Source organism: Zafaria sp. Z1313 (assembly GCF_050563205.1).
Classification (GTDB): Bacteria; Actinomycetota; Actinomycetes; order Actinomycetales; family Micrococcaceae; genus JAZDCJ01.
In genome coordinates, this window is the sequence record NZ_JBNWUK010000020.1 from 14532 (window position 1) to 34624 (window position 20093).

Here is a 20093-nt window from a genome sequence, read left to right on the forward strand (position 1 = left end):
GCCCGTCAGGACTCCTTGACCAGGACCTGGCCGAGGTGGTCCGCGAAGGAGCGCATGAACCCGGCGCCCGTGAGCAGCTGGTCGGCCACGGCGCGGTGGCGGATGATCGTGGCGGTCTTCTGGATGTCGCCGAGCTCGCCGAGCCAGGCGCGGTGCGTGCCGTTGATGCGGTGCGTCAGGCGGACCATCTGCAGCCAGGTCTCCTCGACGTCGTCGAGGCGGTTCAGGTCCGCGATGGCGGTCAAGGCGAGCTGGGCCTGGCGGCCGATGAGCTCGAGCTGCTGCGAGGCGCGCTGGGAGATCCACGTCAGCCGGGACTGCTGGACCAGGTCGCCGGCGCCGCTGAGCGCCCCGACGGCGTCGTGCAGGCGGCGGGAAAAGGCGTAGAGGTCCTCACGGGGCAGGGGGTTGACGTAGCTCGTGCGGAGGTGCGTGAGAATGCTGTAGTGCAGGTCGGTGGCACGGGTCTCGCAGGACGTGAGCTCGTCGAGGAGCTCGGCCGAGTCGGTGCCGAGCGCGCCGAGGAGCTGGGCCAGGACGTCGACCGCGCGCTGCACTTCGGAGCAGAGGTTGGCCAGGAGGTCCAGGCCCCGGGTTTCCTGGGGGAACAGGCTGAATTTCACGTGGGGACCGCCGGGGGATCGCAAGGGGAGGATGAAGCAGGCCCCAGTCTACGCATCGGGGGTGAACAGCTCCGCCGCGCGCTGCGCCGGCGGCGACACGGAGCCGCTCCGGGGGAGGTCTTGATGGTGCCGAACCGGGAACGCCTCTCGGCGGAAGGCCGCTCGAAGCGGCTGCAAGTTGGAGCCCGGGGTTACCGCGGCCCGGCACCGCCTACAGTGTTCTCCCCGCGGCCGGGGCCTGTCAACACGGCCGCCCCGGGCCGGCTCAGGAGAGCTCGCCGCGGCGCCACGACTCCGCGGCGGCCTCGAGGTCCTCGGCGGTCTTGACGAGCTGGTGGGAGTTCCGGGTCAGCCGGCTGGCGTGCCGGGAGTCGGCGGCCTCGGCGGCGTCGGCGTGGTGCGTCTGCCCCAGCGCGACGACGCGGCAGAAGGCGGCGGTGCGTTCGAGGGCGACGTCGAAGTCGCCGTCGAACGCGCCCGAGAGGATGGAGTCCGCCATGCTGCGCAACTCGTCGGCGCCCGGGGGCTCGGCGACGCCGGAGACGACGTGCGCGACCTCGGCGGCGTGGCGGCCCGCCGAGAAGAACGAGGCCATGCGCTCCGGCTGCTGGATCGTCGCGGCGCGCAGCGCGTAGAGCCGCCACAGCACGCCCGGCAGGGAGCGGGCAGGGCTCTCCGCCCAGAGCTCCGCGATGGCCTCGAGACCCTCCTTGTCGGCGAGCTTCACGAGGCGGCGGGTGATCTCGGGGTCGTCGGTGGCGCGGCCGCGGCTCACGAGGGCCTGGGCGGCCAGGTGCGCGGCCTCGGAAACGCGGGCCGGATCGGCCCCGCCGATGAACGGCTCGAAGTCCGCCGGCGCGAACGGCTTGGGCTTGTGGTGGCGCGGCGCAGCGTCGCCCGGTCCTGCTGGGTCTGCCTTCATGCCCCCGAGGATACTCCCCGTCGGCTGCCCGCACAGGGGCTCCGGGTGCCGTGCGGTAGCATGGATCCGGGCCGGATTCCCGGTCCAAGGGGCCTTTAGCTCAGCTGGTAGAGCACCGGACTTTTAATCCGTGGGTCGCGGGTTCGATCCCCGCAGGGCCCACCCGTCAAGGCCCGGAAACGCACGGATTCCGGGCCTTTTCCGCTGCCCTGGCACCGGGTGGACCGACCCCGGTTTGACCTCAGTTTTCACCCGGAGCGCTTCCGGCTCCGCGGGAATCCGCCGCACGGGCGCGGTGCCGGCGGACGGCCGCGCGGTTGGCGCAGCGCACGGAGCAGTACCGTTGGCGGCCGTTGCGGGTGACGTCGACGACGACGGCCGTGCAGGGATCGCCCGGGTCGGCGGCGTCCACGACCGCCAGCCACTCGTCGATGACTCCCCGGACCCGGCAGCGTGGCAGGGCCTGGGGCAGCTCACCCCGGACCAGGCCGCGAAACAGCTCGATGCCGGGTTCGACACCGTCTCGCTGGTGACCAATGACTCCGGCACCGCCGCCTTCGCCCGTCTCCCGATCGGCCTGTACCTCGTCACGGAGACGGACACGGGGGCCAACAACATCGCCTTCCACGGCGAGCCGTTCCTCGTCACGATCCCGATGGCGGATGCGAACGCCTGGAACTACGACGTCCACGTGTACCCCAAGAACACCGCGACGGGCCTGACCAAGGCCGTGGACGACTCGGGCGCCCACGTCATCGGCGACACCGTCACCTTCACGCTCACCGCCCAGGTCCCCTCGCTGCCGGCCGCGCAGACCCTGACCGACTTCGGCATCACCGATGCGCTCGACAAGCGGCTGCGCTACGCCTCTGCGACCGTCGCCGTCGAAGGGCTGACCCTGGCCGACGGCGACTACACCGCCGGCGCCGACGGCCAGGAGTTCTCCGTGGTGTTCAGTGACTCCGGCCGGGCGAAGCTCCGCACCGTCCAGGGCAACGCCATCACCGTGACCCTGCAGACGACCGTCGCCTCGCTCGGTGACGGCAAGATCACCAACCAGGCCGCGATCTACGTCAACGACCCCAAAAAGTCCTTCGGCTCCAACACGGTCACCACCTCGTGGGGGGCCCTGACGGTCCTCAAGCACGCCAAGGACGAGCCGTCCAAGACCCTCGCCGGCGCCGAGTTCGAGCTCTACGCCCTCGACGCCCAGGGGGACAAGATCATCGCCGGCCCGCTGAAGGACGTGAGCGACAACGACACGATCTTCACCACGGGCGCCGACGGAACCTTCACCGTCAACGGCCTCAAGGCCGGCCTGTTCGTGGGCGCCGGCGTGGCGCTGATCGTGGGCGGCATCGCCCTGTCCGCCGCGCGCCGCAACCGCGCCCGCACGGCCTAGGACGGGGAGGGGGCGTGGGCACCATGACCGCACGGTCCACGCCCCCTCGCACCCCCGCACCGGCGGGCGGCCCGCTTCCCGCCTCCCGCCCGGATGGGGCCCCGGCCCCGCGTGCCCGCGGCCGCCGACGCGCCCACCGGGCGTCCCGCCGTCGTGCCCCGGCCCACGTCATCGCCACGGCGGTCCTCGTGCTCGTCGGGACGTGCATCATGCTCTACCCGCCGGCGGCGAGCTGGTTCTCCGCGCTCGGGCAGGGGCACGAGGCGGATCGCTACGTCGCGGCCGTGGACGGCATGTTCCCGGCCGACCGCGAGGCGGGCCTCGGCGCGGCGCAGTCCTACAACGCCTCCCTCGCCGACGGCAGCCGCGTCGTGGACCCCATCGCCGCCATCCAGGAGGAGACGGTCCGGGACGGCGATCCCTACTGGGGCCTGCTCGACCCGGCCGGCGACGGGGTCATGGCGCGCCTGCGCATCCCTTCGCTCGACCTGAGCCTGCCCGTCTACCACGGGACGGGGGCCGACGTCCTCATGGACGGCGTCGGGCATCTGCAGGGAACGGCGCTTCCGGTCGGCGGGGCGGGGACGCACGCCGTCCTGACGGGCCATCGCGGGCTGCCCCAGGCGACGATCTTCACCCACCTGGACCGCCTCGAGGCGGGCGACGCGATCGAGCTCGACGTCTATGGCCGCACGCTGCTCTACCGGGTCGCGAGCTCGACCGTTGTGCTCCCGACCCAAACCGATCCGCTGCGCGCGCAGCCGGGACGGGATCTGCTGACCCTGGTCACCTGCACGCCCCTGGGCGTGAATTCCCACCGGATCCTGGTCCAGGCCGAGCGCGTCCTGCCGCTCCCCGCGGAGGCCGGGGCCCCGGTGGAGCCGGCGGGTTTCCCGTGGTGGGCCGTGGTCCTGGGCGTCGTCGTCCTCGCCGATGCCGCCTACGTCGCGAGGGCCAGGCCCGGGGCGTCGGCCACGAGGGCGGCCGCCGCCTGAACGACCGCCTTTCTCAGCGCCTGGGCGGCGAGGGTGGGTACGACGTCGGAGCGCTGGGCCATGCTGATGGTGCGGCCCAGGCGCGGGCCGGCGAGGCGGGCGGAACGGAGCCCGGGCCGGTCGATCAGGACCATGGCGGGCACGATCGCGACGCCGAGGCCGCGCTCGACGAAGCGCAGCACGGCGTCCATCTCCGCGCCCTCGACGACCGCCGTCGGGGCGAGGCCCGCGTCCCGGAAGGCGGTGTCCGTCGTCGCACGCAGTTCGTAGCCCTCGTGGAAGACGACCTGGGGGAGCGAGGCGACCTCGGCCAGCCCGATCTCCGCCGCCCCGGCGGCGAGCGGCGGCCGGGCGGCCGAGGAGACCACGACGAGGTCCTCGCGCAGCAGCGGGGCGCGGTCCAGGCTCGCGTCCGCCCCCGGGCGCCCGGCGGGCCCGGTCACGAGGGCCAGGTCCAGCTGGCCGGCGGAGAGCTCCTCGATCAGGCCGCGGGATCCACGCTCCGTGACGTGCAGCTGGATGCCCGGATGGGCGGCGTGGAAGCCGACGAGCGCTTCGGCCACGAGCGTGCCGCACAGCGTCGGCGTCGCCCCGATCCGGACCCGTCCGCGGCGCAGGCCCGCGAGCTCCTCCATGCCACGGCGCACGGAGTCGGCGTCCGCGAGCATGCGCCGGGCGAGCGGCAGCAGGAGCTCGCCGGCCGGCGTCAGCGAGATGTTGCCGCGGGAGCGGTGGAACAGGACGGAGCCGAGCTCGTGCTCCAGCGTCGAGATCTGCCGGCTGAGCGACGGCTGGGCGAGGTGCAACCGGGCCGCGGCCCGCGTGAAGTGCCCCTCCCGGGAGACCTCCACGAAGCCGCGCAACTGCTCGAGATTCATGATTCATAGCCTAAACGCATTGAAACCACTCGGATAATTCATTGGAGTTATCGTCGAGGTCTTCCTAGCGTGGACCACATGAACGCACGGAACAACAGGGAACGCAGGATCTCCACCACGGTCCTGGTCATCGGCACGGGCGGCTCCGGCCTGCGCGCGGCCATCGAGGTCGCCGAGCAGGGCGTCGACGTCGTAGCGGTGGGGAAGCGTCCACGCCACGACGCCCACACCGCCCTCGCGGCGGGCGGCATCAATGCGGCCCTCGGCACCATGGATGCCGAGGACAGCTGGCAGCAGCACGCGGCCGACACGATCAAGGAGGGCTACTTCCTCTCCAGCCCGCACACGGTGGAGATCGTGGCGCGGGGCGCGGAGCAGGGCATCCGCGACCTCGAGCGCTACGGCATGGGCTTCGCCCGGGAGGACGACGGCCGCATCTCCCAGCGCTTCTTCGGCGCCCACACCTACCGCCGCACGGCCTTCGCCGGCGACTACACGGGCCTCGAGATCCAGCGCACGCTCGTCGCCCGGAGCGAGCAGCTCGAGATCCCCCTCCTGGACACCGTCTACATCACCCGCCTGCTCGTGAAGGACAACACGGTCTTCGGCGCCTACGGATTCGACCTGCGGGACGGGACGCGCTACCTGATCCACGCCGACGCCGTCATCCTGGCCGCGGGCGGCCACAACCGCATCTGGCGCCGCACGTCCTCCCGCCGCGACGAGAACACGGGCGACTCCTTCCGCCTCGCCGTCGAGGCCGGCGCCCGGCTGCGCGACCCGGAGCTCGTCCAGTTCCACCCCTCGGGCCTGATCGATCCGGAGAACGCGGCCGGCACGCTCGTCTCCGAGGCCGCGCGCGGCGAGGGCGGGATCCTCCGGAACGGCCTCGGCGAGCGGTTCATGGAACGCTACGATCCGGAGCGCAAGGAGCTCTCGACGCGGGACCGGGTCGCCCTCGCCGCGTACACGGAAATCAAGGAGGGGCGCGGCACCGAGCGCGGCGGCGTCTGGCTCGACGTCTCCCACCTGCCCCGCGAGACCATCATGCAGCGGCTGCCGCGCGTCTACCAGACGCTCCTGGAGCTGCAGATGCGGGACATCACCGCGGAACCGATCGAGATCGCCCCCACGGCCCACTACTCCATGGGCGGCGTCTGGGTCCGGCCGGAGGACCACCGGACGGACGTCGGGGGGCTGTACGCGATCGGCGAGGCGTCATCGGGCCTGCACGGAGCCAACCGGCTCGGCGGCAACTCGCTCATCGAGCTGCTGGTCTTCGGCCGGATCGTGGGGCGCGCCGCCGTCGAACACTCCACGGGGCTGACCGCGCAACGGCGCTCCGCGGCGGCCGTCCTCGAGGCCCGGGCGGAGATCGACGAGCTGCTCGCCGCCGACGGCACCGAGAACGTGCGCGCCCTGCAGCGGGCGATCCGCGACACCATGACCGAGCACGCCGGCGTCGTCCGCGACGAGGCGGGGCTCCGGGCCGGGCTCGCCGAGCTCGACGCGATCGAGGCGCGCCTGGCCGACGTCGGAATCCACCCCGACATCGCCGGCTTCCAGGACCTGGCCCACGCGTTCGACCTGAAGTCCTCCGCGCTCGCCGCGCGGGCCACCCTCGAGGCCGCGCTCGAGCGGCGCGAGACGCGCGGCTGCCACAACCGCAGCGACCACCCGGAGCTGGATCCGTCGCTGCAGGTGAACCTCGTCTGGTCCCCCGCGCGGGGGATCGAGCGGGAGGAGATCCCGCCGGTTCCCGAGGAGATCGCGGCGCTGATCCGCGAGGTCTCGACGGCCGGCAAGCTCGTCGAGTAGCCGCCGCTGCGGTGCACCGGTACCCCACCCCGGGCCCCGAGCGGCCCGGGGCGGGCCGCCGGCTTGTTGCCGCCGGGTATCAATCGGGCAACGATGCCGGGCCGGTGCGCGCGCGGGCCGGAGGGCCCGCCGATCCGCGTCCTGTCTAGTGCCGACGCGGGTACGACGCCGGACGCGGGCTGCGCGGGACGCCTCCCGCGGGTGCCGATCACCCCCTCACACCCCTGTCGCCCCACAGCCCGACCCCCTAGTCTGATATCCATGCGTTCATTGATCCGGGCGGCTTCCGCCGTGCTCGCGGCCGTCGTGCTGACGGCCGCCGCGGTCGTGCCCGCATCCGCGCAGAGGGGGATGGACGAGACCTTGGACGCCATGGACCCGCGGGCCTTCCACCGGACCTCGACCCACGAGCACGCCGCGCAGGCGGGCGACGGCCTCCGCGTAGCCACCTTCAACGCCTCGCTGCACCGCGCCGCTCCGGGCGACCTCATCGGCGACCTGCTCAGCCCGAACAACGCGCAGGCCCAGGCCGTCGCCGAGATCATCCAACGCACGGCACCGGACGTCGTCCTGCTCAACGAGTTCGACTACGACGACGGTCACGAGGCCGCCGGGCTCTTCCGCGCCAACTACCTGGCCACGGGCCAGAACGGTCAGCAGGGCATCGACTACCCCTACGTCTACACCGCGCCGTCCAACACCGGAGTCGGCATCGGAGCCGACCTCGACAAGGACGGCGCCGTCGGCGGCCCCGCCGACAACTTCGGCTACGGCGACTTCGAGGGCCAGTACGGCATGGTCCTCTACTCCAAACACCCCATCGTCGAGGACCAGGTCCGCACCTTCCAGCGCTTCCTCTGGAAGGACATGCCGGAGAACCTCCTGCCGACGGACTACTACGGGCCGCTCGTGTCCAAGGTCTTCCGCCTCAGCAGCAAGTCGCACTGGGACGTCCCGGTCAGGGTGGGAGGGCGCACCGTCCACCTCCTGGCCTCGCATCCCACGCCCCCCGTGTTCGACGGGGAGGAACGCCGCAACGCCCGCCGCAACCACGACGAGATCCGCTTCTGGTCCGACTACGTCTCCGGTGGCGACGCCGCGGGCTACGTCTACGACGACGCCGGGACGCGCGGCGGACTCGAACCGGACGCCGACTTCGTGGTGCTTGGCGACCTGAACGCGGACCCGTCCCGCGGTGACTCGTACGACGGGGCCGTCAGCCAGCTGCTCGGCCATCCCGCGCTCGTCGACCCGCGGCCGTCCTCGCCCGGCGCCGTCACGGGCAGCCGCTCGGGCCTGCAGTCCTTCATCCACCCCTCCACCGGGGTCGAGGCGGTCGATCCCGCCGCCGCGGCCGAGCTGCGGACGGCCGACTTCGGATCCGCCGGGCCGCTGCGGGTCGACTACGTCCTGCCCTCGGCCACGCTCGGCTTCACGGGATCCGGCGTCTTCTGGCCTGCCGCGGAGCAGGACGGCGCCCGGCTCGTGGGCGGCCACCCGCCCCGCAGCAGCGACCACCGGCTCGTCTGGGTCGACATCGCCCTCTGAGCAGCGGCCGCCGCCCCGCCTCAGGCGATCGGGACCTGAGTCCCGTCGTTCCGGCGCGACCACGAGAGCGCGTGGACGGCCAGGGCGGAACTCGCCGCGACGACGGCGCCCATCACGAGCCCCGTCATGAGCTGCGGGAAGTACTGCGCCCGCGCCATGCGTTCCGGAGTCGGGCCCTCGCCTTCGAGGGACTGGACCAGGCTGCCCTGGCCGCCCGCCCCGTAGAGGATCCGGTAGAGGTCGCCAATGTCGCGGTAGGCGAGCAGCGCCGCGAGCGCGAGCAATCCGGCCAGGACCCACAGGGCCACGAGGAACGGATTGGCGCGGCGTCGTCGCACGGAGGCGAGGGCCCCGGCGTCGTCCTGCTCCGCGACGCCGTCCGCCGCGGCCGACGCAGAGCGCCCGGCCGCGCCCGGCCCGTCCAGTCCGTTCCGCCTATCCAGCCGCTGCCGCCCGTCCGGTCCGGCGGCCGCCGGGCCGGGGGCCGCGGCGGGGGCTCCTGCGGTCCCGGCGGGGGCCGACGCGGGGTCGGCGGAGGACGGGCCCGACGGCGCGGACGCACCGGAGCGCGAGGGGAGAGCGGACCAGCCCGGCCGGTGCGCCGGGGAGCCGTCGCCGGTGGAAGGCCGCTGGTAGATCGGGTCGTAGCCGTTCGCATCGGTTCTCGCCATGGACCCAGCGTAGATGCCCCGATGGCCGATGCCGGGATACGATCATCCGCGGCCCGCGGCCCGCGGCCCGCGGCCCGCGGCCCGCTGCCCCACTCGCCTGCCCCAGGAGATCACCATGAAGAAGTCCCACCGTTTCGCCGCCGCCGGTGCGGCGCTCGCACTCGCCGGAACCGCCGCCCTCGCAGGGCCGGCGATCGCCGGCCCTGCCCCCACGGTCCCCGGCCTGTGCTGGGTGCTCAGCGGTGGCGGCTGGCTGGGAGCACCTTGCCCGTCCACGACCGGCGACGCCAAGCCCGCGCCCGCTCCCGCACCGGAATCCGCGCCCGCGGGCCCGGCCCCCGAGGCCAAGGCCGGCCAGTCCGTGACCGGATACCGGATCGGCGGGGCGACGCGCTGGGAGACGGCCGCGCTCATCAGCCGCGCGAACTACGAGCCCGGCGTGGACAACGTGTACCTCGCGAACCCGAACGGGATCGACGCCCTGGCGGCGTCCACGACGCTGGACGGGCCGCTCCTGCTGGTCCCGCCGACGGGCGCCCTGCCCGCCCCGGTGGTGGCCGAGCTCAAGCGCCTCGACCCGGCCGCGGTCACCGTGCTCGGCGGGCCCGGCGCCGTCTCGGACGCCGTGTTCGCCGCGGCCGTCGAGGCGGCGCGGCAGTAGGAGCCCCCGGCGGTACGGGCGGGCTCCCGGAGATGGGCGCCCGCCCGCGCCGGTCTTCTCCCTAGGATGGGGCCATGCTGCACGCGGTCTTCTCCCGCCCGCCGGCCGAGCGCCCGGGCACGCACCTGCTCATCATGCTCCACGGCTACGGCTCCACCGAGCAGCGCATGGTGGAGCTCTTCGACGTGCTTCCGGAGAACACCACGGGCGCCGCGCTGAGGGGGCCGTTCGCCGTCGGCGGCGACCACGGGTGGTTCCTCCTGGACTACTTCCTCGCCCACGACTTCGCCGCCGTCGTCGCGGCCGTCCAACAGGTCTACGACTGGCAGGACGCGCACTCCGCGCAGCACGAGTCGGTCTCCGTGCTCGGCTACTCGCAGGGCATGGCCATGGCCACGACCATGATGCGGCTGCGCCCCGGGCGCTACGCGGCGGGCGTCGGGCTGAACGGATTCGTCCTGCACAGCGAGCTCCTGGCCCTGACCGACGACGTCCCCGCCGACCCCGCGCTGCGCGTGCCGTTCTTCTGGGGCCGGGACCCCGAGGACCCGGTCATCAACCAGGACGCCGCCGAACACACGGCCGCCTGGCTCGAGGACTCCACGCGGCTCACCTCCCGCCGCTATCCGGGCATGGGCCACGGCATCTCGGCCGAGGAGCGGCGCGACGCCGCCGCGTTCCTGCGCCACTACCTCCCCTGAGCCGCTACCTCCCCTGAGCCGCGCGCCTCCGCCCCCGTGCCGGACGACCACCCGCCCCCGTGCCGGGCCCCTTGCCCGGCGCCGCGTCGCGTCATCCGCCCGCACGGCGGTTGGCCGGGTGGCGCTCCTCACCCCGGGACTCAACCGGACGGTTGATCCGCCCCGGGCCCCGCCGCAGAAGAATCGATGGTGGGACGAACGCCCTCCCCGGCGCATCGGCGTCGTTCCCCGTGACCACGGCCGGGACCCCAGGGAAAGGACCGACGTGCTCCGTCTCCTCAAGACCTCCTTCGCCTTCGCGTTCGCCGGAGTCGCCTCCGGGCTGTACTACCGCGAGCTGACCAAGCTCAACGACTTCACCGACCGCGCCGGCTCCCAGCTGGGCCTCGTGCACACGCACTTCCTCGTCCTCGGCTTCCTGGTGCTGCTGATCGTCCTGGCGCTCGAGAAGGCGTTCGCGCTCTCCGCCGCCGCGCCGCGGCTGGGGGCCTGGTTCTACTGGACGTGGACCACCGGGACCGCGCTCACGGGCGGCATGATGCTGCTCAAGGGCTCCCTCGTGGTCCTCGGCGCCGACGCCTCCTCCAAGGCGTTCGCCGGGATCGCGGGCCTCGGCCACATGCTGCTGACCGCGGGGCTCGTGCTGCTCTTCCTGCAGCTGCGCCGTGCGCTCGCCGCCACCCGGCGCTCGGCTGGCACAGAGGGCGCCGCCGCCGAGGAGGCGCGACCCCAGGGAACGCCGGCCGCCTGAGGTGCCGCGCCGGCCGACGCCGGGCCGGTCCACGCCGCGCTGGATCACGCCACGCCGGTCCACGCCGCGCCGGCCGCGGCTCGGTCGGCCAAAGCCCTGCGCGAAAATCCTCCCGGCGAGGCTCCATGGGCCCTAGAGTGGGCACCACGATGAAAGAACAGCTACCAGACGTGGTCCTCGGTCCCGACGGCAAGCCCGTGGCGGGGCTGCAGGGCGCCATCATCAAGGCGATCGGCGTGCAGCGCCCCCTCGTGATCGGCTACCTGCGGCGCTTGCGGCGCAAGCATCCGGACGCGACCGCGGCCGAGCTCGCGCGGCTGATCGAACGCGACTACCTGCTGGCCGTCACGGGCGGCGGCGCCGCGGTCGGCGCGACGGCGGCCGTTCCCGGCGTCGGCACGGCGGCCTCGCTCGGCCTGTCCGTGGCCGCGACGGTCGGCTTCCTCGAGGCGAGCGCGCTCTACGCCCAGTCGCTCGCGGAGCTGCACGGCATCACCACCGAGGACCCGGCCAAGGCGCGCGCCATGGTCATGGCGATCCTCATGGGCGACGAGGGCAGCTCCATGATCTCCTCGCTGACCCACCAGGTCGCAGGCCGCGGCGCCGGTCCCGTGCAGGGCTGGGGCGCCGTGTTCGGGGCGAGCAGCCAGAAAGGGCTGTGGGGCGGCATCTCGGGGAACATCCAGCGCCGCTTTCTGCGCAAGATGCTCGCCACGCAGGGCGCGTCCGTCCTGGGCCGCGCGATTCCGTTCGGCGTCGGGGCGGCCATCGGCGGGGTCGGCAACCGCTTCCTCGGCAAGAAGGTCGTCGAGGCGGCGTCGCTGGCCTTCGGCCCGCTGCCGACCGTCATTCCCGGCGAGCTCGAGCTGGAGACCCAGGGCGCCGGAGTACGACGCCGGGAGCTCGCCTCCGGCGCCGACGGCACCCCGGGCGGGGCCCCGTCGTCGTCCGTGTCCGTGCGCACCGCGGCCGACGAGGAGCGCGTGCGCCGCCTCGCCGAAGAGGACGTCGAGCGCCGGATCGAGGCGGAACGCCTCCGCCGCGGAGGTTCCCAGGGCTAACTGCCGCCCCGGCCTGTCCCCGCGCCACCCCTCCCGCGCGCCCGAACTTCCCGCGCGACCACCCCTCCCGGCGGTGTCGGGGTAGATGCTCGCAAGCGCGAGGTGTTCCAACACCTTCCCCGACGCCGCGGGAGCAGGCGGAGGGGGTGGCAGGGTGGCGGGAGGAAGAAGGGCGGGAAAGTCGCGGGAGGGGGCGGAAGCGACGCGGGTCAGCGCAGGATCAGGTCGGCGACGGTGAAGATCGCCAAGCCGGCAAGCGAGCCCACGACGGTTCCGTTGATGCGGATGAACTGCAGGTCGCGGCCGACGTGGAGCTCGATCTTCCGGCTCGTCTCCTCCCCGTCCCAGCGCGCCACGGTGTCGCGGATGAGCGCCGAGATCTCCCCGCGGTAGGTGGAGACGAGGTATCCGGCCGCGCCGGCCAGCCAGGCGTCGATCTTCCCGGCGAGCACCTCGTCCCGCGTCAGGCGCCCTCCGAAGTCCGCGACCGCGCGGACGAACGAGCGGCGCAGCTCCGACTCGGGATGCTCGACCGCCTCGAGGACGGCCGCCTTGACGCTGGACCAGCTGGCCGCCGCGAGCTGTTGCAGCTGGGGATCGCCGAGCAGGGAGTGCTTGAGCGCCTCGACCTTGGCGATCGTGGACGGGTCCGCCTGCATGTCGGCGGCGAAGGCGGCCAGCCAGGAGTCGATGCTGCCGCGCAGCCGGTGGCCGGGATCCGTGCGGACGGCCGCGATGAACTTCAGCAGCTCGCGGTGCAGCTTCTCGCCCACGAGCTGGTCCAGCACGCCCGGCAGCCAGGACGGAGAGCGCTCCGAGACCAGCGACACGACGGTCGCCCGGTTCCGCTCCACCCAGTCCCCGGCGCGGTCCGCGAGCAGGTCCACGAGCTGGCGGTGGTGGCCGTCGCGCACCACGGTCTCGAGCATCCGCCCGAGCGTCGAGGACCACTCCGGAGCCAGCATGTGCCGCCGCGCGAGGGATTCGAGGAGCCGCAGGACGTCCTCGTCGTCGAGGACCTCCAGCACGCCCCGGATCGCGACCGAGCCCTCCCGGGCCACGCGCTCGGCCCCCTCCGGCCGGGCGAGCCACGCGCCGGCCCCCGCGGCGAAGCGCACCTCGGCGAGCTTGCTCCGCACCACGGCGTCGTCGAGGAAGTTCTCCTGCACGAACCCGCCCAGGCTCTCGCCGATCTGGTCCTTCTTCCGCGGGATGATCGCGGTGTGCGGGATCCTCAGCCCCATCGGGTGGCGGAAGAGAGCCGTCACCGCGAACCAGTCGGCCAGCGCGCCGACCATGCCGCCCTCCGCCGCGGCCCGCACGTACTCGAGCCACGGGTAGCGCTCCTGCAGGGCGAAGGCGATCGCGAACACCACGGCCATCGCGAGCAGCAGCCCGGTCGCGAGCCGCTTCATCGAACGCAGCGCCCGGGCGCGTCCGGCCTCCGTCGTCGTCGGTTCCATGGGGCTCCCCTTCCCGTCCTCGTCGGCCTCGCCGTCCGCGCTCCCCGCGTCAAGGCTTCAACAGTAGTTCACGTCACCCGGCCACACGCGGGCCGTCCGGGCCCGTCGGGTGGCGTATTTTGGGTGGATGCACTCCGTCTACGCGCACCGCGGATCCAGCGGTGCCTTCGCCGAGAACACCCGTGCCGCGTTCCTGCAGGCGATCGCCGACGGAGCGGACGGGATCGAATGCGACGTCCACCTCAGCGAGGACCTGCAGCTCGTCTGCTTCCACGACGCCTCCGTGGACCGGACCTCCGACGGCACCGGGGCGCTCGCCGGCCGGACGCTCAAGGAACTGCGCCGCCTCGACGTCTCCTCATGGAAGGGCGTGCGGATCCCGGACGAGTTCGGGGCGCGCAGCGAGCAGCTCGTGACGCTGCGGGAGCTGATCGGCCTCATGGTGGACTCCGGCCGCGAGCTGGGGCTGGCGGTGGAGCTGAAGCATCCGAGCCCGTTCGGCCGCAAGCTTGAGGAGCGCGTCCTCGCCGAGCTCATGGGCCTGGGCTGGGACCCGGACACGTCGCGGATCGGCGGGATCACGGTGAGCCTCATGAGCTTCGACGCCGGATCCATCCGCTACCTCCTGGATTCCGTCCCGGGCGAGCACTTGTGCCAGCTCGTGACCGGCGTGGACGAGGACGCCGTGGAGAGCCTCGGCCAGCTCGGCCGCGCCGCCGCGACGCAAGTGCTCAACCGGGTCCTCGCCGACGGACTCGAGGTGATCGGCTCCGGCGCGGTCGGCATCGCGGGCCCCGGCGTCGCGTTCGTCCGCGAGAACCCGGAGCTCGTCCGCGGGTGGATCGACGCGGGCCGGACCGTGCGGGTGTGGACCGCCAACGCGCCCGAGGACGTCGACTTCCTCGCGGACCTCGGCGTGCAGGAACTCACGAGCGACTACCCGGTGCGCGTCAAGGAGCGCCTCGCCGCGGGCTCCGGGGGCCCCGCGGAATGAGGCTCACGCGGTCCCCGGCGTTCCGGATCGGCGCCTCGATCGCCGTGGCCACGGGGCTCTACGGTGTCTCCTTCGGCGCGCTCGCGGTGGCCGCCGGGCTGTCGTTCTGGCAGACGGTAGCGCTCAGTGCGCTCATGTTCACGGGCGGGTCGCAGTTCGCGTTCATCGGCGTGCTCGCCGGTGGCGGTGCCGGCCCGGCGGCGTTCGGCGCGGCCACCCTGCTCGGCATCCGCAACGTCGTCTACGGCATGCAGATGAACGCCCTGATCCGCCCCGCGCCCCGGCTGCGCCCGCTGGCCGCCCACCTGACGATCGACGAATCCGCCGCGACGGCGTCGGGACAGGAGGATCCGCTCGAGCGGCGCCGGGGCTTCTGGACGGCCGGGATCGGCGTGTTCCTGTTCTGGAACCTCTTCACGGTGCTCGGCGCGCTGCTCGGCGACGCGCTCGGGGATCCCAAGGCGTGGGGCCTGGACGGCGCGGCGGTGGCCGCCTTCCTGGGCCTGCTCTGGCCGCGGCTGCGCGGCAGGGACCCGGTCGCGATCGCCGTCGTCTGCGCCCTCGTGACCGTGCTCGCGGTCCCGTTCGCCCCTCCCGGCCTCCCGATCCTGCTCGCCGCGCTCGTCGCCGGGGCGTGGGGCTGGTTCGGGCGCGGGCCGCAGGACGAGGGCATGGAACCGGACGTCGACCCGTACCCGGGGCGGCACGCGGGGGCGCCGGGTACGACGCCGGAGCCGGGCGGCGGCGCGGAGGGCACCGGCGCGTCCGGTGCCGGCGGAAGGGGGAGCGCGTGAGCGTCTGGTTCTGGATCCTGGCCGCCTGCGCGGCCGCGTACGCGATCAAGGTCGCGGGCTATCTCGTGCCCGCGCGGGTGCTGGACCACCCACGGATGCTCCGGGTCGCCGGGACGCTGACGATCGGCCTGCTGGCCTCCCTGACGGCCGTCAACGCGTTCGCCTCCGGGCAGCAGCTGGCCTTCGACGCCCGCGTCGGCGCGCTCGTGGCCGCGGGGATCGCGCTGGCCTGCCGGGCGCCGTTCCTCGTGGTCGTGATCGCCGGAGCCGCCGCGGCCGCACTGCTGCGCCTCGCCGGCATCGGCTAGATCCCGCGGCCGGGGAGGCCTCCGTCACCGAATCGTGATCATTTTGGGACTGTGACGGATATGGGCCAAGTCACACTTCTTTCACATTTGGCGTTAGGCTCGCTCACATGCATCCGTGCCCCATCCCCGGGGCGCGCCGGTTGCGACACCGGACTTGCACGGACTCGACCCACAGGAGAGAAGCCATGACACCCAATGGCCTGCCGAAGCGGCCATCCCGCCGCTTCGCCGCCATCACCACGTCGCTCGCGATCGGAGCGCTCGTGCTCAGCGGCTGCGCCGAAAGCCAGCGCGGCGACGACGGCGGCACCGCGGGCGGGGGCGACGCCGAGGTCAACTCGACGTTCATCTTCGCCGCATCCTCCGACCCGGCCTCGCTCGACCCGGCCTTCGCCTCCGACGGCGAATCGTTCCGCGTCAGCCGCCAGATCTTCGAGGGCCTCGTCGGCACCGAACCCGGCACCGCCGACCCTGCCCCGCTGCTCGCCGAATCCTGGGAAGCCTCCGAGGACGGCCTGAGCTACGACTTCACCCTCAAGGAGGGCGTGAAGTTCCACGACGGCACCGACTTCAACGCCGAGGCCGTGTGCGCGAACTTCGACCGCTGGTACAACTTCAAGGGCATCCAGCAGGCCGAGAGCGTCGGCTACTACTACAACTCGCTCTTCAAGGGCTACGCCGACTCCCCGGAGAACGCGGTCTACGAGTCCTGCGAGGCCACCTCCGGCAACCAGGCCACGATCAAGCTCGCCAAGCCGTTCGCCGGCTTCATCGCCTCCCTTTCCCTTCCGGCCTTCGCGATGCAGTCGCCGGCGGCCATGGAGGAGTTCGAGGCGGACAAGATCGAAGGCACCGCCGAGGCCCCCGTGCTCTCGGAGTACGCCACGGCGCACCCGACCGGCACCGGCCCGTTCAAGTTCGACTCGTGGGACAACGGCCAGCAGATCGAGCTGAGCTACAACGAGGACTACTGGGGCGAGAAGGGCCAGATCGACCGGCTGATCTTCCGCGTCCTGGATGATCCCGTGGCGCGCCGCCAGGCCCTCGAGGCCGGCACGATCGACGGCTACGACCTCGTCGCCCCGGCCGATACCCAGGCCCTCGAGGACGCGGGCTACAAGATCATGGCCCGCGAGCCGTTCACCATCCTCTACCTCGGCATCAACCAGGCCGTCGAGGAGCTCGCCGACCTCAAGGTCCGTCAGGCGATCTCCTACGCGATCGACAAGGACGCCCTCATCCGCCAGACCCTGCCCGAGGGCACGGAGAAGGCCATCCAGTTCATCCCGCCGGTCGTCAACGGCTGGACCGAGGACGTCGAGGCCTACGACTTCGACCCGGAGAAGGCCAAGGAGCTGCTCGCCGAGGCCGGCTACCCGGACGGCTTCACGGTCGACTTCAACTACCCGACCGGCGTCTCCCGCCCGTACATGCCGACCCCGGAGCAGATCTTCACCAACATCAGCGCCCAGCTGGCGGACGTGGGGATCACGGCCAACCCGCAGCCGGACAAGTGGAGCCCGGACTACCTGGACCGCATCCAGGGCGGAGCCAACCACGGCATCCACCTGCTGGGCTGGACCGGCGACTACAACGACACGGACAACTTCGTCGGCGTCTTCTTCGGCGGCACGAAGCCGGAGTTCGCGTTCGACAACCAGGAGCTGTTCGACAAGCTCACCGAGGCCCGCGGCATCGCCGTCCTCGAGGAGCAGACGCCGCTGTACGAGGAGATCAACCGCGACGTGTCCGAGCTGGTCCCGGCCGTTCCGCTGGCCCACCCGGCCCCGTCGCTCGCGTTCAACGAGCGCGTGGACTCGTTCCCGACGAGCCCGGTCAACGACGAGGTCTTCAACGACATCAAGCTGAACAAGTAACCCCGGCGGGGGTACGACGGCGGGCGCGCGCCCGCCGTCGTACCCTTGTCCACGTTCCGACGAGAGGACGCGATGCTCCAAGTCATCGGCAAACGGCTCGCGCTGCTGGTCCCCACGCTGCTGGGGCTCTCGGTCCTGCTGTTCCTGTGGGTGCGCAACCTGCCCGGCGGCCCCGCGACCGCGCTGCTGGGCGACAAGGCCACGCCGGAGGCGGTGGCCAGGATCAACGAGGCCTACGGCTTCAACAAGCCCGTGATCGAGCAGTACATGACGTACATGGGCAAGCTGCTCACGGGCGACTTCGGCGTCAGCCTCCGCACGGGGCGGCCCGTCCTGGAGGAGTTCGCCACGCGCTTCCCCGCGACGATCGAGCTCACCGCCGTGGCGCTCGTGTTCGCGATCGGCCTCGGCATCCCGCTGGGCTACTGGGCGGCACGGAACGTCGGGAAGTGGCAGGACCACTTCTCCGTGCTCCTGTCGCTGTTCGGGATCGTGATCCCCGTGTTCTTCCTGGCGTTCATCCTCAAGTGGGTGTTCGCCATCCAGCTGCCGTGGTTCCCCACCGACGGCCGGCAGAACCCCCGCATCGACGCCACGCACGTCACCGACTTCTACGTGCTCGACGGCATCCTGACCCAGGAGTGGGACGCCGCGTGGGACGCGTTCATGCACCTCGTGCTGCCCGGCATCGCCCTGGGCACCATCCCGCTCGCGATCATCGTGCGCATCACCCGGGCCTCGGTCCTGGAGGTCATGAACGCCGACTACGTGCGCACCGCGCGGGCCAAGGGCCTCACGGCGCCTCTGATCCGCAACCGGTTCATCCTGCGCAACGCCATGCTGCCCGTGACCACGACGATCGGCCTGCAGTTGGGACTGTTGATCTCGGGGGCGGTGCTCACCGAGACGGTGTTCGCCTTCAACGGGATCGGGCGGTTCCTCCGGGACGCGATCTTCAACCTCGACTACCCCGTGCTGCAGGGATTCATCATCTTCATCGCGTTGATCTACTCGCTGATCAACCTGTTGGTTGACGTCTCCTACGGCTTCATCGACCCGAGGGTGCGTGTGCAATGAGCATGTCTCTTCCCCCCGCCAGCGGATCCGGGCTGCCGGATCCGAACCTCCCTGACCACGGGGCGGCGCACGCCACGGCCGGCCCGCCCGCGGGCGGGCCCACCGAGCCCGCGGCGCGCGGCACGAGCGTGTGGCGCGACGCGTTCCTGCGGCTGCGGCGCAACCCGGCGGCGATCGCCGGCGCCGTGATCGTGTTCCTCTTCCTGCTCGTCGCGGTGCTGGCCCCCGTGCTGGCCCCGTTCGGCGGCGAGGAGCTCCCGGGCCGCACCGAGGTCACGCCGACGCACATCCCCGGGCCCGGCGAGCTGCCGGACCACGTGCTCGGCCTCGACCGCTTCGGCGGCGACGTGTTGTCCAAGCTGATCTGGGGCGCGCAGGCGTCCCTGACCATCGGGATCGTCTCCACGGCCATGGGGCTCGTGGGCGGGATGATCCTGGGCCTGATCGCCGGCGGCTTCGGCGGCTGGGTGGACAACGTGATCATGCGCTTCGTCGACATCCTGCTCTCCGTGCCGAACCTGCTGCTCGCGGTGTCCATCGCCGCGGTCCTCGGGCAGGGCGCGTACGCGATCATGATCGCCATCGGCGTCTCCGCGGTCCCGGTGTTCGCGCGCCTGCTGCGCTCCTCGATGATGCAGCAGAAGGGCGCCGACTACATCCTGGCCGCGCAGACGCTGGGCCTGAGCCGGCGCACCATCACCATGAGCCACCTGCTGCCGAACTCGGTCGGCCCCGTGATCGTGCAGGCCACCCTGACGCTCGCGACGGCGGTCATCGACGCGGCCGCCCTGTCCTTCCTGGGCCTCGGCGGCGGCGTCCCGCAGGTCGCGGAGTGGGGCCGCATGCTCACCTACGCGCAGGCCGAGCTCGGCATCGCGCCGCAGCTCGCGTTCCTGCCGGGCCTGTGCATCGCCATCACCGCCCTGGGCTTCACGCTCCTGGGCGAGTCGCTGCGCGAGGCGCTGGACCCGAAGTCCCGCCAGCGCTGAGCCGCGGGGCAACGCACGGAGGCGGGGCCGGTCCAACCGGCCCTGCCTCCACGCGTTCCTGCCCGCTGGTTCCGCCCCGAACGCTCTGGGGCCCACCGCCGTGCCGCCGCCGTGCCGCCGCCGTGCCGCCGCCGTGCCGCGGCCCTATGCCGGGCGCGGGCCCTGCGCCGGGCCGGTCTCCCTCACGGCCGCCCACAGCTCCATGTCGCGGCGCCGTCCCCGCCCGATCTCCTGGTGGCTGCGCAGGAGGCCCTCCCGGACGTATCCCGCGTGTTCGGCCGTCCGGAGGGACGGCGTGTTCCAGGGCTCGATGTAGAGGGCCACGCGGTACAGCCCCGGCACGGTCCACGCCAACGCCGTGAGCGCGGCCAGGGCCTGTTCCTCCGTGGCCCGCGCGGGGAGCGATCCGACGGTCGGCACAGAGGGGTCCGTCGACAGCTCCCGGGCCAAGGGCACGTCGCCGTCCAGGACGCGGCGCAGGGCCACCCGCCCGTGGGCGGGCGCCTGCTCCGGCCACGGCGGTAAGCCCGGGGCCGGGGGCCGGATGCCGGACACGGCGC

Annotated in this window: 20 protein-coding genes, 1 tRNA gene and 1 pseudogene; 15 read left to right on the plus strand and 7 right to left on the minus strand. The window is 72.7% G+C overall.

Going from position 1 to position 20093, the window contains the following annotated elements; genetic code table 11:
- Window positions 1–5 precede the first annotated feature (5 nt).
- Both ACQ3I4_RS14320 and ACQ3I4_RS14325 read right to left on the minus strand, forming a co-directional pair.
- Window positions 6–623, minus strand: coding sequence for a hypothetical protein (locus ACQ3I4_RS14320; RefSeq protein WP_329862899.1), 618 nt, complete (start codon window positions 621–623; stop codon window positions 6–8).
- Window positions 624–888: 265 nt separating this feature from the next.
- Window positions 889–1545: a hypothetical protein gene (locus ACQ3I4_RS14325; RefSeq protein WP_329862901.1), complete on the minus strand. Its 657-nt coding sequence runs from the start codon at window positions 1543–1545 to the stop codon at window positions 889–891.
- Between the two features lie 89 nt (window positions 1546–1634).
- Between ACQ3I4_RS14325 and ACQ3I4_RS14330 the strand changes: the two genes are divergently transcribed.
- Window positions 1635–1707 (plus strand) — tRNA-Lys (locus ACQ3I4_RS14330).
- Window positions 1708–1786: 79 nt separating this feature from the next.
- Here ACQ3I4_RS14330 and ACQ3I4_RS14335 read toward each other — a convergent pair.
- Window positions 1787–1936: pseudogene (locus ACQ3I4_RS14335) on the minus strand (CGNR zinc finger domain-containing protein); the annotation flags it as partial.
- On the opposite strand from ACQ3I4_RS14335, the gene ACQ3I4_RS14340 reads away from it, so the two are divergent.
- Both ACQ3I4_RS14340 and ACQ3I4_RS14345 read left to right on the plus strand, forming a co-directional pair.
- Window positions 1889–2947 (plus strand): SpaH/EbpB family LPXTG-anchored major pilin, encoded by a 1059-nt coding sequence (locus ACQ3I4_RS14340; RefSeq protein ID WP_430633810.1) that lies wholly within the window; start codon window positions 1889–1891, stop codon window positions 2945–2947. The pseudogene ACQ3I4_RS14335 and the gene ACQ3I4_RS14340 overlap by 48 nt on opposite strands.
- A gap of 23 nt (window positions 2948–2970) precedes the next feature.
- Complete coding sequence (locus ACQ3I4_RS14345; protein ID WP_329862931.1) at window positions 2971–3942, plus strand: class C sortase; 972 nt, start codon at window positions 2971–2973, stop codon at window positions 3940–3942.
- Here ACQ3I4_RS14345 and ACQ3I4_RS14350 read toward each other — a convergent pair.
- On the minus strand, window positions 3888–4820 hold the full coding sequence (locus ACQ3I4_RS14350) for a LysR family transcriptional regulator (RefSeq protein WP_329862905.1): 933 nt from the start codon (window positions 4818–4820) through the stop codon (window positions 3888–3890). The two genes, ACQ3I4_RS14345 and ACQ3I4_RS14350, sit on opposite strands and share 55 nt — an antisense overlap.
- Window positions 4821–4898: 78 nt before the next feature.
- Between ACQ3I4_RS14350 and ACQ3I4_RS14355 the strand changes: the two genes are divergently transcribed.
- Window positions 4899–6638, plus strand: a complete 1740-nt coding sequence (locus ACQ3I4_RS14355) for an FAD-binding protein (RefSeq protein WP_329862907.1) — start codon at window positions 4899–4901, stop codon at window positions 6636–6638.
- Window positions 6639–6899: 261 nt separating this feature from the next.
- On the plus strand, window positions 6900–8186 hold the full coding sequence (locus ACQ3I4_RS14360) for an endonuclease/exonuclease/phosphatase family protein (protein WP_329862909.1): 1287 nt from the start codon (window positions 6900–6902) through the stop codon (window positions 8184–8186).
- A gap of 20 nt (window positions 8187–8206) precedes the next feature.
- Here ACQ3I4_RS14360 and ACQ3I4_RS14365 read toward each other — a convergent pair whose 3' ends face one another.
- Window positions 8207–8857, minus strand: a complete 651-nt coding sequence (locus ACQ3I4_RS14365; RefSeq protein ID WP_329862911.1) for a hypothetical protein — start codon at window positions 8855–8857, stop codon at window positions 8207–8209.
- 115 nt (window positions 8858–8972) lie between these two features.
- Here ACQ3I4_RS14365 and ACQ3I4_RS14370 point away from each other — a divergent pair, with 115 nt between their 5' ends.
- The 4 genes from ACQ3I4_RS14370 to ACQ3I4_RS14385 all read left to right on the plus strand — a co-directional run bounded on the left by ACQ3I4_RS14370 (window position 8973) and on the right by ACQ3I4_RS14385 (window position 12031).
- Window positions 8973–9518, plus strand: coding sequence for a cell wall-binding repeat-containing protein (locus ACQ3I4_RS14370; protein WP_329862912.1), 546 nt, complete (start codon window positions 8973–8975; stop codon window positions 9516–9518).
- 74 nt (window positions 9519–9592) lie between these two features.
- Window positions 9593–10219: an alpha/beta hydrolase gene (locus tag ACQ3I4_RS14375; protein ID WP_329862914.1), complete on the plus strand. Its 627-nt coding sequence runs from the start codon at window positions 9593–9595 to the stop codon at window positions 10217–10219.
- 265 nt (window positions 10220–10484) lie between these two features.
- Window positions 10485–10970, plus strand: a complete 486-nt coding sequence (locus tag ACQ3I4_RS14380) for a DUF2871 domain-containing protein (RefSeq protein WP_430633811.1) — start codon at window positions 10485–10487, stop codon at window positions 10968–10970.
- Between the two features lie 149 nt (window positions 10971–11119).
- Window positions 11120–12031 (plus strand): hypothetical protein, encoded by a 912-nt coding sequence (locus ACQ3I4_RS14385; protein ID WP_329862918.1) that lies wholly within the window; start codon window positions 11120–11122, stop codon window positions 12029–12031.
- Between the two features lie 209 nt (window positions 12032–12240).
- Here the strand turns inward: ACQ3I4_RS14385 and ACQ3I4_RS14390 are convergent, their stop codons facing one another.
- On the minus strand, window positions 12241–13494 hold the full coding sequence (locus ACQ3I4_RS14390) for a DUF445 domain-containing protein (protein WP_329862919.1): 1254 nt from the start codon (window positions 13492–13494) through the stop codon (window positions 12241–12243).
- A 127-nt stretch (window positions 13495–13621) separates the two neighbouring features.
- Here ACQ3I4_RS14390 and ACQ3I4_RS14395 point away from each other — a divergent pair, with 127 nt between their 5' ends.
- The 6 genes from ACQ3I4_RS14395 to ACQ3I4_RS14420 all read left to right on the plus strand — a co-directional run bounded on the left by ACQ3I4_RS14395 (window position 13622) and on the right by ACQ3I4_RS14420 (window position 19533).
- Window positions 13622–14488 carry a glycerophosphodiester phosphodiesterase gene (locus ACQ3I4_RS14395; RefSeq protein WP_329862921.1) on the plus strand — a complete coding sequence of 289 codons (867 nt, stop codon included), beginning with the start codon at window positions 13622–13624 and terminating at the stop codon, window positions 14486–14488.
- Window positions 14485–15282: an AzlC family ABC transporter permease gene (locus tag ACQ3I4_RS14400; protein ID WP_329862923.1), complete on the plus strand. Its 798-nt coding sequence runs from the start codon at window positions 14485–14487 to the stop codon at window positions 15280–15282. Before ACQ3I4_RS14395 ends, ACQ3I4_RS14400 begins: the two co-directional genes overlap by 4 nt.
- On the plus strand, window positions 15279–15590 hold the full coding sequence (locus ACQ3I4_RS14405; protein WP_329862924.1) for an AzlD domain-containing protein: 312 nt from the start codon (window positions 15279–15281) through the stop codon (window positions 15588–15590). The genes ACQ3I4_RS14400 and ACQ3I4_RS14405 overlap by 4 nt, the downstream gene beginning before the upstream one ends.
- Before the next feature lie 185 nt (window positions 15591–15775).
- A complete protein-coding gene (locus tag ACQ3I4_RS14410; RefSeq protein WP_329862925.1) occupies window positions 15776–17467 on the plus strand; it encodes an ABC transporter substrate-binding protein in 1692 nt (563 codons plus the stop codon).
- Between the two features lie 72 nt (window positions 17468–17539).
- Window positions 17540–18544 carry an ABC transporter permease gene (locus ACQ3I4_RS14415; protein WP_329862927.1) on the plus strand — a complete coding sequence of 335 codons (1005 nt, stop codon included), beginning with the start codon at window positions 17540–17542 and terminating at the stop codon, window positions 18542–18544.
- Entirely contained in the window at window positions 18541–19533 is a 993-nt protein-coding gene (locus ACQ3I4_RS14420) for an ABC transporter permease (RefSeq protein ID WP_329862929.1), read from the plus strand. Before ACQ3I4_RS14415 ends, ACQ3I4_RS14420 begins: the two co-directional genes overlap by 4 nt.
- Window positions 19534–19677: 144 nt before the next feature.
- Here ACQ3I4_RS14420 and ACQ3I4_RS14425 read toward each other — a convergent pair whose 3' ends face one another.
- Entirely contained in the window at window positions 19678–20088 is a 411-nt protein-coding gene (locus tag ACQ3I4_RS14425; RefSeq protein ID WP_329862933.1) for a GNAT family N-acetyltransferase, read from the minus strand.
- Window positions 20089–20093: the final 5 nt, after the last annotated feature.

Coding starts and splice junctions, on each gene's coding strand:
- ACQ3I4_RS14365 (WP_329862911.1), bottom strand. CDS start 8,857: ATGGCGAGAACCGATGCGAACGGCTACGACCCGATCTACCAGCGGCCT.
- ACQ3I4_RS14345 (WP_329862931.1), top strand. CDS start 2,971: ATGACCGCACGGTCCACGCCCCCTCGCACCCCCGCACCGGCGGGCGGC.
- ACQ3I4_RS14375 (WP_329862914.1), top strand. CDS start 9,593: ATGCTGCACGCGGTCTTCTCCCGCCCGCCGGCCGAGCGCCCGGGCACG.
- ACQ3I4_RS14370 (WP_329862912.1), top strand. CDS start 8,973: ATGAAGAAGTCCCACCGTTTCGCCGCCGCCGGTGCGGCGCTCGCACTC.
- ACQ3I4_RS14385 (WP_329862918.1), top strand. CDS start 11,120: ATGAAAGAACAGCTACCAGACGTGGTCCTCGGTCCCGACGGCAAGCCC.
- ACQ3I4_RS14400 (WP_329862923.1), top strand. CDS start 14,485: ATGAGGCTCACGCGGTCCCCGGCGTTCCGGATCGGCGCCTCGATCGCC.
- ACQ3I4_RS14415 (WP_329862927.1), top strand. CDS start 17,540: ATGCTCCAAGTCATCGGCAAACGGCTCGCGCTGCTGGTCCCCACGCTG.
- ACQ3I4_RS14410 (WP_329862925.1), top strand. CDS start 15,776: ATGACACCCAATGGCCTGCCGAAGCGGCCATCCCGCCGCTTCGCCGCC.
- ACQ3I4_RS14360 (WP_329862909.1), top strand. CDS start 6,900: ATGCGTTCATTGATCCGGGCGGCTTCCGCCGTGCTCGCGGCCGTCGTG.
- ACQ3I4_RS14355 (WP_329862907.1), top strand. CDS start 4,899: ATGAACGCACGGAACAACAGGGAACGCAGGATCTCCACCACGGTCCTG.
- ACQ3I4_RS14390 (WP_329862919.1), bottom strand. CDS start 13,494: ATGGAACCGACGACGACGGAGGCCGGACGCGCCCGGGCGCTGCGTTCG.
- ACQ3I4_RS14325 (WP_329862901.1), bottom strand. CDS start 1,545: ATGAAGGCAGACCCAGCAGGACCGGGCGACGCTGCGCCGCGCCACCAC.
- ACQ3I4_RS14395 (WP_329862921.1), top strand. CDS start 13,622: ATGCACTCCGTCTACGCGCACCGCGGATCCAGCGGTGCCTTCGCCGAG.
- ACQ3I4_RS14350 (WP_329862905.1), bottom strand. CDS start 4,820: ATGAATCTCGAGCAGTTGCGCGGCTTCGTGGAGGTCTCCCGGGAGGGG.
- ACQ3I4_RS14420 (WP_329862929.1), top strand. CDS start 18,541: ATGAGCATGTCTCTTCCCCCCGCCAGCGGATCCGGGCTGCCGGATCCG.